Annotated in this window: 9 protein-coding genes; 5 read left to right on the forward strand and 4 right to left on the reverse strand. The window is 42.3% G+C overall.

The annotated features are described in order from the left end of the window. The first annotated feature begins 53 nt into the window (after nucleotides 1-53). The 3 genes from V7783_RS08320 (at nucleotide 54) to V7783_RS08330 (ending at nucleotide 6,220) form a co-directional block, all read left to right on the forward strand. Nucleotides 54-3,068 (forward strand): TonB-dependent receptor, encoded by a 3,015-nt coding sequence (locus V7783_RS08320; RefSeq protein ID WP_335678327.1) that lies wholly within the window; start codon nucleotides 54-56, stop codon nucleotides 3,066-3,068. A gap of 83 nt (nucleotides 3,069-3,151) precedes the next feature. Then, entirely contained in the window at nucleotides 3,152-4,672 is a 1,521-nt protein-coding gene (locus V7783_RS08325; protein ID WP_335678328.1) for a tryptophan halogenase family protein, read from the forward strand. Nucleotides 4,673-4,690: 18 nt separating this feature from the next. After that, nucleotides 4,691-6,220: a tryptophan halogenase family protein gene (locus V7783_RS08330; RefSeq protein WP_335678329.1), complete on the forward strand. Its 1,530-nt coding sequence runs from the start codon at nucleotides 4,691-4,693 to the stop codon at nucleotides 6,218-6,220. Here V7783_RS08330 and ybaK read toward each other — a convergent pair. The 3 genes from ybaK to V7783_RS08345 form a co-directional block, all read right to left on the reverse strand. Next, a complete protein-coding gene (gene ybaK, locus V7783_RS08335) occupies nucleotides 6,205-6,666 on the reverse strand; it encodes a Cys-tRNA(Pro) deacylase (protein WP_335678330.1) in 462 nt (153 codons plus the stop codon). The genes V7783_RS08330 and ybaK overlap by 16 nt on opposite strands. An 86-nt stretch (nucleotides 6,667-6,752) precedes the next feature. Then, nucleotides 6,753-9,074, reverse strand: coding sequence for a Fe(2+) transporter permease subunit FeoB (feoB, locus tag V7783_RS08340; RefSeq protein ID WP_335678331.1), 2,322 nt, complete (start codon nucleotides 9,072-9,074; stop codon nucleotides 6,753-6,755). Further along, nucleotides 9,071-9,304: a FeoA family protein gene (locus tag V7783_RS08345; RefSeq protein WP_335678332.1), complete on the reverse strand. Its 234-nt coding sequence runs from the start codon at nucleotides 9,302-9,304 to the stop codon at nucleotides 9,071-9,073. Before V7783_RS08345 ends, feoB begins: the two co-directional genes overlap by 4 nt. A gap of 438 nt (nucleotides 9,305-9,742) precedes the next feature. On the opposite strand from V7783_RS08345, the gene V7783_RS08350 reads away from it, so the two are divergent. Both V7783_RS08350 and V7783_RS08355 read left to right on the forward strand, forming a co-directional pair. Beyond that, a complete protein-coding gene (locus V7783_RS08350; protein WP_335678333.1) occupies nucleotides 9,743-10,084 on the forward strand; it encodes a DUF3302 domain-containing protein in 342 nt (113 codons plus the stop codon). Beyond that, nucleotides 10,084-11,214, forward strand: a complete 1,131-nt coding sequence (locus V7783_RS08355; protein WP_335678334.1) for an HlyD family secretion protein — start codon at nucleotides 10,084-10,086, stop codon at nucleotides 11,212-11,214. Before V7783_RS08350 ends, V7783_RS08355 begins: the two co-directional genes overlap by 1 nt. 60 nt (nucleotides 11,215-11,274) lie before the next feature. Here V7783_RS08355 and dnaJ read toward each other — a convergent pair whose 3' ends face one another. Then, nucleotides 11,275-12,411: a molecular chaperone DnaJ gene (dnaJ, locus tag V7783_RS08360; protein ID WP_335678335.1), complete on the reverse strand. Its 1,137-nt coding sequence runs from the start codon at nucleotides 12,409-12,411 to the stop codon at nucleotides 11,275-11,277. Nucleotides 12,412-12,433 lie beyond the last annotated feature (22 nt).

Below are 12,433 nucleotides of genomic sequence, written 5' to 3' on the forward strand. Positions count from 1 at the left end.
AGCAAAATGAGTTCTCTACCGAAATATAATATTAATAATTAAAGGGTTTCTTTATGTCTGGTAGGTATTTTAAACAAAGTCTAATTGCAACAAGTATTGCAAGCGTATTGTTAAGTGGTATAGCGCCGCTTTCAGTCAATGCCGCAGAGACTAAAGATGATGTAGAAGTCATCGAAGTAAGAGGTATTCGCGGCAGTACCGTTGCCGCAATTAACACCAAGCGCTTTGCAGCATCGCAAGTAGATGGCATTGCAGCTGAAGATATTGGTAAATTACCCGATGTTACTATCGCTGATTCACTGCAACGTATTACGGGTGTGCAAATTGAACGAGTAGCTGGTGAAGGTGGTCCAATCGCTATACGCGGTTTACCACAAGTGGATACCACGTTAAATGGCGAAGTATTTCTTAGTGCGACGACAATCGATAGTTCAGGAGCTGACTTCGGTGATTTACCATCACAGTTATTCTCTGGGGTAGATGTGTATAAGTCAGCCACATCGAGTAATAGTGCCGCGGGTATTGCCGGTTCAGTTAACTTAAAAACGCGTCGCCCATTTGATATGGACGAAGGCTGGGTTGTCTCAGGTGGTGCTGAAATCACTCGCGGCTCTATCAGTGACGAAACCGATCCTAATATTAATGGTTTACTGAGTTATAACAACGGCAAAGTGGGTTTCTTATTCTCAGCAGTTACATCTGAAGCAAACTTAGCCAGTGACTACAATGGTTATAATGATACCTCAGAAAACGGTGGCTTAGGCTGGACTGAAAACAACCATACATGGGGTGAACAACCAGCTGAAGGTGGCGAAGTTTACAATATTATTCCGCATGGTTTTACGGCATTCAATAAAACCGAAGAACGTAAACGTGATGCCGTGCAGTTTTCATTTCAAGCAGACTTAGGCGAAGGTTTTGAATTAACTGCTGATTATTTTTACACAAAGCAAGATCGTTTTAATGCACGTAGAGGCTTTAACCATAATAGCCGTTGGCAAACTTACGCTAACTACGCCTATGCAACTAACTCAACCGGTGACACATTCACTGATGCACAGGGCAACCCGTGGCAAGGTGTTGATGCGTTTAAAATGCGTCCTTATCGCATGCAATCATTCACACAAGCCAATGGTAACGAAGAAAAGTCGCAAAACTTTAACCTAGAACTTAATTATGACAATGGTGGCGCCTTAACGGGGCAAGTAAGAGCCACTTTTGCTCGTGCGACTGCTAAAATGCGCCACGGATATGGTGAAGGCGACATCTTAAGTATCGACCAAGGAAGCTTAGTTACAGGCCCTGGCGGTTTAAATCCTGCTGAATTTTGCAACAGTGGTGAAGCAATCATAGGTGATCAGGGTGGCTGTAACGCCCTATATTCACAAGGTATAGAGTCAAATGACTTCTTTATTACCTACGATGCAGCAGGAACGCATCCTGCATTTGGCGGATTTGATCAAATGGTCAATGGTGGCAAAGGCATGCGCAGTGTTGCTGACTACATGGCTGATTTAGACTCCTATCACGTCGGTGCATTTTCTTCTGAGGGGAATACTGACGACGAAGGTGAAATCAATACCTTTAGCACCAAATGGAATTATGCCCTTGAAGATAATCCATTTATAACCAGTGTTGATTTTGGTCTGCGTTATTCTGAGCGTAAAGTAGATCACGACCAGTTTACTTATACGTCTGATTTTGGTGATGGCTGTGACATCGCTCAGTGGAAAGCGGTTGACCAACAATACAACGGTGCTGGCGAAGGGGATCCTTGCTACCAAGTCCAAGGTACGGGTGAAATGGTTAACGGCACGTGGACACCCTACAGCCTATTACCCCCAACTCGCCTAGATCAACATGCTTCAGTTTCATGGCAAACAAATTTTGGGGGAGTAACAGGTATTCCAGGTGTTTGGTCTATTGACCCAAGCAACTTCCGTGATCCTCGTCAATTCCATGAAGATGTGTTTGGTAATGTCGCGCGTACTGAAAATGGTGGTTCAACTTACGATGCTGCATTAGACGAATTAAGTTATTTTGTACAAGCTAATTTTGAGTACGAAGCGCTAAGCGGTAATGTGGGTATGAAAGTGGTCGAAACCAATCTATACGTAAAACAAAACCTCGTCGGTCCAAACCTTCCGCATTCTGGGTTAGGCCCTGATATTGGTGATACTGTTACGGATCGCAGCTATACCGACTACCTACCTTCTGTAAACTTAGCTTACTCAGCAACAGACGATATTATCTTACGTGCGTCATGGTCTAAAAACATGCAACCACTTAATTTGGATCAGTGGGGCGCGGGTAAAACTGTTGGCTCAGTATTTGATGACAGTTGTGGCTGTATGCGGGTCGTTAACGGTACATTAAACGGTAACCCTGCACTTGACCCTTGGCGCTCGGAAAACTATTCGCTTTCTGCTGAATGGTATATGGGTGAAGCATCAATGATGTACGTAGCCACTTATGATATTGAAATTGAGAGCTTCACCGAAAGTTCAACCGTGATGATTGATGAACCCGATTCTGATGGTGTAAGTCGTGGTCCATGGCCATTTACAGCCAACGTACAAGGCAATGGCGGTAGCGTAACAGGCTACGAAGTTGGCACTAAACTAGCGTTTGGTGACGTATTTGCGACTAATAGCTTTATCGATAATTTTGGTATCGATGCAAACTATACATACAGCGATAGCTCTCAAGACAGCAAAGATGTTCACGGTAATGACTTACCTTTCGTTGGTATGTCAAAAGATACCTATAACTTTGTATTGTGGTATGAGCAAGATGCGTTCTCAACACGCCTAGCTTATAACTTTAGAAGCCCTCGTTTGATCACGCAAGGGAGCGCCTCAACAGGTGGTCAGTCGCTGTATCAAGATGATTATGCGCAACTTGATTTAAATGTGAGCTACCACTTTGATGAGAACATTACTGTGTATATCAATGGTTCAAATATTACTGAAGAAATCCAACAAACTTATGTAGAGTTTTCGGGACAAAAAGCGTTCCAGAATGTTTATGAAGCACGTTGGACATTGGGTACTCGTATTACCTTCTAGTCGCCTTTTTAGCTAGTAAGATAAACAATAAAACCGCTAACAAGCTTGTTAGCGGTTTTTATACTTATAATAAGAGTCCGGTAATGAATAGCTCGCAACTAAAAAAAATAAATAACCTTGTCATTGTTGGTGGTGGTACGACCGGCTGGATGACTGCAGCAGCTTTAAGTCAGCACTTTAAAGATCAGTCAATCACGATTACCTTAGTTGAATCTTCCGTGCTTGGCACGGTGGGAGTTGGTGAAGCAACCATTCCAACATTACGACGCTTTTGTAATACCCTAGGTTACAGCGATGAGGATATTATTAAAGCAACCAATGCAACATGTAAATTAGGGATTGAGTTCCAAGATTGGTATCAAATTGGTACTCGTTTTATACACCCGTTCGGTTTGTACGGGCAAAGTACCAAAGACGTGCCCTTTCATCACTATTGGTTACGCGCCAAACAACACGGTCACCAAGTTCCCCTAAGCGCATATTCATTAGGCGCCAGTTTAGCGCAGCAGAATAAGTTTTCTCCTCAACATAAAAAACCTGCAAACCAGCTCGAAGTATTCGATTGGGCCTATCATTTTGATGCCAGTTTATTCGCTGATTTGATGAAAAAACATGCCCTATCGCTAGGCGTTAAGTTAATTGATAAACAAGTAGCACAAGTAACCGTTGAGCAACATTCGCAGCACATAAGTCAGCTTGTTTTTTCAGATAATAGTCTGTTACATGGTGATTTTTTTATTGACTGCTCGGGCTTTAAAGGGGTGTTACTACAACAAGCTTTAAACGTACCCTACATAAACTGGAGTCAGTGGTTAGTATGCGATCGCGCATTTGCAGTACAAACGCAAAGCAATAAACAACCAGCCACTCGTACCATTGCCAAAGCCCATAGCGCTGGCTGGCAATGGAAAATCCCGTTACAAAACCGCACGGGTAACGGCATTGTTTACTCGAGCAAATTTTGTAGTGATCAACAAGCACTAAGCGCCCTCACTGACTCGTTAACTGAGCCCATGCTCAACGCACCAAAAGCACTATCTTTCACACCAGGACGTTGCAAACAAGCATGGCAAAGCAATTGCATAGCCATTGGTTTAGCTGCGGGATTTTTAGAACCCCTAGAATCCACCAGTATTTCCTTAGTTGAAACAGCCATTGCGCGTATTCAACAACTACTGCCAACTGGGCAATACACTGAGCAGACGCAACAGCAATTTAACGACATCACAGCACTTGAATACGAACATGTGCGTGACTTTATTATTCTGCATTATAAGTTAAATCAACGAACAGACTCTGCAATGTGGCAATATTGCCGCGATATGGATATTCCAACCACGTTAGCGCAAAAAATGCAGGCATTTAAAGATACCGGCGACGTGCTACCACGTGCGTGGGAAATGTTTGGTAAAGACAGTTGGTTGGCGATTTTTGATGGGTTTAGTTACTTACCTGAACAGTATCATCCGCGTGCCGATAACATGCCTGCGCAGTACCTTATAGAACAATTAAACTTTATGCAAAACACAGTGGCAACACTTACTCAGCAAACACCAGCACACAGTGAGTTTTTAAGTAAATTTACTAAAAGCGCTTGCTCTTAAACAAGGTAAATAATCACAATGCAATTAACCCAACAACCAATAACAAAAATAGTCATTGCAGGTGGTGGCACCGCTGGTTGGCTCGCAGCCGCGACATTGAGCTACGCATTTAAAAATCAATCTGTTGATATTACATTAATTGAATCGGATGAGATTGGCACTATTGGTGTTGGGGAGGCGACTATTCCGCCGCTTATCGCCATTTTAGAAAGTATCGGCATTGATTTAGCTGATTTTATCAAACACACGCAAGCCACTTTTAAGCTCGGAATTCAATTTGCAGATTGGCACAGCAAAGGAGATACTTATTTCCACCCATTTGGTACGTTAGGCCGTAATATCGACGGTCACGATTTTTATCAATGCTGGTTAAAAACCGCCGCCGAGGGTGATACAACGCCATTAATGGCGCATTCTGTAGAGGCTATATTGGCCCAGCAGAATAAGTTTTTTATACCCCATGAAGCGCACAATACGCCACTGGCAAGCGCCCGCTTTGCCTTACATTTAGATGCGGGTTTAATGGCGCGTTATTTAAGAAATTTTGCCGAAAATAATGGCGTAAAACGCGTTGAAGGGATCATTAGTGATGTGCTCCAAGATAGCAGCGGTAATATCTCTGACGTGTGTGTTAATCAACAGTCTATTAAAGGGGAGTTTTTTATTGACTGCTCCGGCTTTAAAGGCCTCTTAATTGAGCAAACTATGCATGCGGGTTTTGATGATTGGAGCGAGTACCTCCCCTGTAATCGGGCTGTAACGGTACAAACCACTCACACTAAAACAATCAGTCCTTATACTGTGTCAAAAGCACAAAACGCAGGATGGAGCTGGCATATTCCTCTACAGCATCGCATGGGTAATGGTTACGTATTTTGTGATAAATACTGTGATGATCAACAAGCAATCGATACGCTGCTTGCAAGTGTCACTGGTGAGCTACTCACCAAGCCCAAAGTAATCGCTTTTAAAACTGGGGTTCGTAAACAAGCTTGGATAAAAAACTGCTTGAGCTTAGGCCTCGCGCAAGGGTTTATCGAACCACTCGAATCTACTGCAATTCATTTAGTATCAAAAAGTTTAGCCTTGTTCATTAAGATGTTCCCCGATAACAGTGACACTAATCAAGTCATTATTGATGAGTTTAATCGCCGTATTCACCAAGACTACCTTGAGATCCGTGATTTTTTAGTGCTGCATTATTGCACTACAACGCGAAATGACACGGCATTTTGGCGAGACTGTGCTTCGATGGCAATACCTAAAAGTTTGCAACAAAAATTAGCTATATTTAAAGTCGCGGGCACATTAACATCAGCGGCTGAACAATTATTTCAACCAACGAGTTGGTATGCGGTACTTAATGGCATGCAGGTGATGCCTTCGCGATATAATCCAGTACTTGACTCGCTCGATAGTAATAAGCTCACCCAAAGCTTACAACAAGGCAGTAAAGCGATTGAGAATGCCGTGTTAACCCAACCTAGTCATGCTGAATTTATTGCGCGCTTTTGTGATGCTAAGGATGTTTATCAAAAGTCAGCGTAGTGGCCTGAAGTTAGGTTTAGCAATATTGATGGGGCAAGTGCAATTTCAAGCCCGCGCTTGCCTGCACTCACATAAATAGTATCGAATTGCTGTGCACTATTATGAAGGTAGGTTGCTAAGCGCTTTTTTTGCCCAAGCGGACTTACGCCACCGAGAATATAACCGGTGCTATTTTCGACTTTTTGCGCAGCTGCCATCTGCACTTTTTTAGCGCCACAGGCTTTTGCTAACAATTTTAAGTTTACTTGCTGTGTTACTGGGGTGATTGCCACAATTAACTGCTGTGCGTTAGTTTCAAGTACTAAGGTTTTAAATACTTGCTCTGCCGGTAAAGCTAACTTTTCAACGGCTTCTAAACCAAAGCTTTGCGCATTGGCATCATGTTCATAACTGAGCACTTCAAAGCTGGCTCGGTGTTTTTTTAAAAGCTGCGTTGCCGGTGTCATCGCTATCCCCTGTTTATTGTTAGGCGTTTTAAACTACCAAAAAAAAGAGTACCAAGGTACTCTTTTTTAACAATTATATGTGCGCACTAAATAATATTCACTACGGGGATCAAACGGCTTTTAGCAGCCATTTTATTACCATAGATACGCATAGCGCTAACAGCGAATGCAACTACCACAGCGCAGCCGAATAACCAAAATGTCGAGAACATCGGTGCTTGCTTAAAGTTACCCACTTGATACACCACTGAAGCCGTTATATAAGCAAGGCCAGTTGACCATGTCGCAACGAATAACATCCATTTCATCCCTGCTTCACGATACATAGCACCCATTACAGCCACACACGGCGTGTATAAAAGTACAAATACCAGGTAACTAAATGCTGCTAGTTGGCTGCTGAATAAGTTTTCCATGGTAGTAAAAGTAGAGACATTCACTTGTTGATCAACTGCGGCAGTGCTTTTATCGCTCACATTAGTGACATTCAAGCCCAGTGGATCAAGTAAGTTGGCAAACACATCAGCTAAATTAGCGGGAATACTGGCAAATGCTTCAGCGACTTTATCGATAACATTAACATCTTCACTAGGAGTTTGCGCTGCGCCGTCTAAATTTGAATATAAACTATCTAAAGTACCGACTACGGCTTCTTTAGCAAATACCCCTGTGAATATTCCCACGGTTGCAGGCCAGTTATCTTGCTCAACGCCAATTGGTGAAAAGATTGGCGTGGCCACTTTAGAAATTTCGCTGAGCATTGATTTATCGGTGTTGTCATTGCCAAAAGTAAAGTCGGTGCCAATTGAGCTCAATATTTTTAAAATCACAAACACCACAATAATGGTTTTACCTGCGCGTAAGCAAAAGCTTTTTAAGCGCTCCCATGCTTTGTAAAGAACCCCTTTTGCGGTTGGCATGTGATATGCCGGCAACTCTAAAATAAATGGCGTTAACGTGGGAGTAAACAAGGTATTCTTCAGCACTAAGCCTGTTAATACCGCCATCACAATTCCCAAGATATACAAAGCGAACACTAAATTTTGACCATTAGTGGTAAAAAACGCTGCTACAAATAACGCATACACGCTTAAGCGTGCGCCGCATGACATAAATGGCGACATAGCAATCGTTAGTAAACGGTCTTTATGCGTTTCTAAGGTGCGTGTTGCCATTACTGAGGGCACATTGCAGCCAAAGCCCACAATCAATGGCACAAACGCTTTACCAGGCAGACCAATGGCACGCATTAATCTATCCATAATAAACGCAGCTCGCGCCATGTAGCCCGAATCTTCAATAAAGGCCAAACAAAAGTATAAAAAGCCAATCACAGGGATAAAGGTAGCAACTAGTTGAATACCGCCGCCTACTCCATCGGCTAGTAAAGCGCGAAGCCAATCAGGAGAACCTAATGAGCTAAGCAGCTGGCCAAAACCATCTACTAAAATAGCACCGACCGCAATATCAAAAAAGTCTATAAATGCCCCACCCACATTCACTGCAACGGTAAACATTAAGTACATGATTGCTAAAAAAATCGGGATCCCTAAAAAGCGATTTATGATCACCGCATCAATTTTATCGCTGATCGTTTCGCTGGCGATGCCTTTACTGTTTTGCGTCAGTTCAGCCAGTTGGTTAGCAAACTCATAACGGCCATTGGCAAACAACACATCAAGTTCATGATGATCGGCAAATTGTGAAAACTCAGCTTCAGCCACTGATAGGGTTTGTTGATCTGCATAACCAAAACAGCTTTCATCTTGCTCAAGTAATCGCAGGGCTAGCCACTGACTATCGACGTTAGCCAAAGGCGTGCTGCTCGCTACTAAGCTCGCGGTTATATTGTTAACCGCCTGCGTTACCTTTTCATCATAACTTGGCTGTTGTGCAGATACTTTTTTAAATTTTAAGCCCTGCGCAATGCAGTCTTTTAACGCGCTAATATCCTTTTTATTATTCGCACTTAACGCAATGACTGGGCAACCAAGACGTTTTTCAAGCGCTTTAGGGTCGGTAGTTAAACCATTGCGCTTTGCTACATCTACCATGTTTAATACCACAATTAACGGTATTTTCATCTCAAGCAACTGGGCTGTAAGGTATAAGTTACGTTCAAGGTTTGATGCATCAATAATATTAATGATCAATTGTGATTCACCACTGAGGGCATAATCACGGGCAATTTTTTCATCCAGTGGAGTTTGCGCATTTACATCTAAAGAGTAGGTGCCCGGTAAATCCACTAAATCAACATGTTGATCAGCCACTTTAAATTGACCAATTTTTTTGTCGATAGTCACACCTGACCAATTACCTACTTTTTGTTTGCTGCCAGTTAATGCATTGAAGAGTGTGGTTTTACCACAGTTAGGGTTACCGATAACGGCAATGTTTGGATTCATACTGCCGGTTCCAAATTAATTGATTTTGCTTCCGCTTTACGAAGGCTCAGTACAGTACCACGAACTTTGACGATCATAGGGTCGCCAAACGGAGAAAAGCGTAATACTTGCACCGGAGCGCCCGGTGTTAAACCCATAGCAAGTAACTTTTGACGTAACAAACTGGCATTGGGGTCAATGCTTACTACTGAGCCATGTTGGCCAATTACTAATTTATCGAGCGTTACCATGCCATCTCATTTCACTAAATACATTAATGGCGCTGATTTTACGCTGATTATTCAATCATGCAAGTGAGACTAATTATCATATCGATAAGTATGCCATTTCTTGCGATTACCGCCTTAACTTAGTGCTAATAGCACCAACAGTAAAGTTAACGATAATTGATCTAGCGCGAATGAAGGGTAAAATTATCACCCAGCAAATTATTAGTAATTGCACAATAGTCGAGCAAGTAATTAAAGGCATTAATTGAGCCAAAATGCACAGCAATCATGCTGGTACAGCAAACAAAACTAGGTTTTATGTCTTCGCAGATTACGCTTGAACTACTACAAGCACTGTTCTTACATTTTTTTACATAAATAAGTGCGCTGTGCTGTTAGTTTTGGCATTATAGCAACTACTTTCTCGCTCAATCTGAGCAACTAAAAAAAGGACGCTGAATGTTTTTAGATTACTTTGCCCTAGGAATATTAGTATTCGTTGGTATCTTCTTATTTTATGGCATTATCGCACTGCACGATATTCCTTACGAAATAGCCAAAAAACGTAACCACCCTCATCTAGATGCAATTCACTATGCGGGTTGGGTTAGCTTATTTACGCTACATGTTTTATGGCCATTTTTATGGATTTGGGCAACGCTATGGCGCGATGATCGTGGTTGGGGGTTTAACCATTTACAACAAGAGCATGATGAACTTGCAAATAAAGTAGCACAATTAACAGCAACTGTTGAAAACCTACAAACACAACTAAACGACAATAAAAATAAGAGCGCATAATGGATTTACTGTTAATACTAACTTACGCCGCACTGTGTATTGCGGTATTTCGAATTTTTAATATTCCACTAACTAAGTGGACCGTTCCCACCGCAATTTTAGGTGGTATTGTACTAATTGGTACGCTTATATTAGTGATGAATTATAACCATCCCCACGCTAACATAGCTCGAAATGTATATGTAACCACACCAATAGTACCCAATGTACGCGGTATCGTGACCAATATCTCAGTTAAGCCAAATGAAAAAGTAAAAACGGGTGACTTACTGTTTAGTATTGATGACACACCATATCAAGCAAAAGTCAACGAAGCTACTGCGCAATTGCAAGACGCAATTCAAGCAGCAAAAGGACTAGAGGCATCTTATAAATCTGCGCAAGCAAGTACGTTGCGTGCAAAAGCTGAATATATGCGTAGTAAAGTAGAATTTGAGCGCTATCAAGAAGGTGCTAAAAAAGGCGCTTACTCGAAAGGCAGCGTTGATAATATGAAAGGTGTTTATTACGCAGCAAAAGCAAGCTATGAAGCGGCTCAAGCTGAAGAAGAGCGCCAACGTATTGCCTTTGAGTCTAAAGTAAATGGTAAGCAGACCATTGTGGCACAGGCAGAAGCGCGTCTTGAAGAAGCACAATTTAACCTCGATAGTACTAAAATTTATGCGCCTACCGATGGTTATGTAACCCAGTTGACTTTACGACCAGGAATGATGGCAGTGCCAATGCCACTTCGCCCTGTTATGTCGTTTGTACATGATGAAGAAGCGCGCTTTGTCGCTTCATTTCGTCAAAACTCTGCACTACGATTAAAAGCAGGCTATAAAGCTGACTTTATTTTCAAAGCAATTCCGGGCAAAACGTTTGCAGGTGAAATCGTTTCTGTTTTACCAGCAATGGCTGAAGGCCAAGTACAGGCACAAGGTACTTTAATGGGCAGTGAATACTTTGCTCGTAATGGTCAAGTTGTTGTTGTACTTAAACTTACTGATGATATGAGTGAATATAACCTACCAAAAGGTACCAGTGCAGAAGTCGCTGTTTACTCAGATCATTTTGAGCATGTTTCAGTAATGCGTAAAGTATTGATCCGTATGAAAAGCTGGCAGAACTTTTTATTCTTAGACCATTAATAAGAATAACAAACATAAAAAATGGCGCCATTTGGCGCCATTTTTTTTATAACGAAAGTGTTACTTAGTTAGGTCATCAAAGAACTTTTTTACACCATCAAAAAAGCCTTTTTCTTTTGGACGGTTTTTAGAGCCATCCTTACCCATGCTAACTTCAAGCTCTTCAAGTAGCTCACGCTGGCGCTCATTTAAGTTAACCGGTGTTTCAATCACCACTTTACAGATTAAATCACCAACGGCACCACTGCGTACAGACTTAACGCCTTTACCACGCATACGGAACATTTTACCGGTTTGACTTTCAGTTGGGATCTTTAACTTAGCACGGCCATCAAGGGTTGGTACTTCAATTTCTCCCCCTAACGCTGCGGTAGTAAAGCCAATCGGTACTTCACAATATAAGTTATTACCATCTCGCTCAAAGATACGATGCTCGCGCACAGAGACTTGCACGTACAAATCTCCAGCCGGTGCACCATGCATACCGGCTTCACCTTCACCCGATAAACGAATACGGTCGCCAGTATCAACGCCCGCAGGAATTTTAACTGATAGAGTTTTTGTTTTCTCAACGCGGCCTTGGCCGTGACAGCTATTACATGGATCAGAAATAATCTGACCAGTACCCTGACATGTTGGACAGCTTTGTTGTACAGCAAAGAACCCTTGGCGCATTTGTACTTGACCAGCACCATGACACGTCGTACATGTTTTAGGTTTAGAGCCTGCTTTAGCACCACTGCCATCACAAGGTGAACAGCTTACCCAGGTTGGAACTTTAATTTCAACTTCTTTACCACGAACCGCTTCTTCTAAGCTTAAGTCCATGTTGTAACGTAAATCGGCACCACGTTGTTGACGTGATTGACGACGGCCACCGCCACCACCAAAAATATCACCGAACACATCACCAAAAATATCACCAAAATCACCTTGACCGTGGCCACCATGATGACCACCACCACCACCTTGTTCAAAGGCGGCATGACCATATTGATCGTACATCTGGCGCTTTTGGCTATCGGTGAGGATCTCGTAAGCTTCTTTTACTTCTTTAAACTTAGTTTCAAGTTCTTTATCGCCTGCGGTACGGTCTGGATGATATTTCATCGCTAAGCGTTTATACGCTTTTTTAACGTCTCTTTCGCTGGCATCTTTTGCCACACCAAGGACTTCATAATAATCGCGTTTTGACATATCTATCACACTACTCTTTTTG

This window comes from Pseudoalteromonas sp. (assembly GCF_036960685.1).
Classification (GTDB): Bacteria; Pseudomonadota; Gammaproteobacteria; order Enterobacterales; family Alteromonadaceae; genus Pseudoalteromonas.

Bases quoted from the DNA above. Each gene is read 5' to 3' on its own strand.
- V7783_RS08320 (WP_335678327.1), top strand. From the start codon at position 54: ATGTCTGGTAGGTATTTTAAACAAAGTCTAATTGCAACAAGTATTGCA.
- V7783_RS08350 (WP_335678333.1), top strand. From the start codon at position 9,743: ATGTTTTTAGATTACTTTGCCCTAGGAATATTAGTATTCGTTGGTATC.
- V7783_RS08345 (WP_335678332.1), bottom strand. From the start codon at position 9,304: ATGGTAACGCTCGATAAATTAGTAATTGGCCAACATGGCTCAGTAGTA.
- V7783_RS08325 (WP_335678328.1), top strand. From the start codon at position 3,152: ATGAATAGCTCGCAACTAAAAAAAATAAATAACCTTGTCATTGTTGGT.
- feoB (WP_335678331.1), bottom strand. From the start codon at position 9,074: ATGAATCCAAACATTGCCGTTATCGGTAACCCTAACTGTGGTAAAACC.
- ybaK (WP_335678330.1), bottom strand. From the start codon at position 6,666: ATGACACCGGCAACGCAGCTTTTAAAAAAACACCGAGCCAGCTTTGAA.
- V7783_RS08330 (WP_335678329.1), top strand. From the start codon at position 4,691: ATGCAATTAACCCAACAACCAATAACAAAAATAGTCATTGCAGGTGGT.
- V7783_RS08355 (WP_335678334.1), top strand. From the start codon at position 10,084: ATGGATTTACTGTTAATACTAACTTACGCCGCACTGTGTATTGCGGTA.
- dnaJ (WP_335678335.1), bottom strand. From the start codon at position 12,411: ATGTCAAAACGCGATTATTATGAAGTCCTTGGTGTGGCAAAAGATGCC.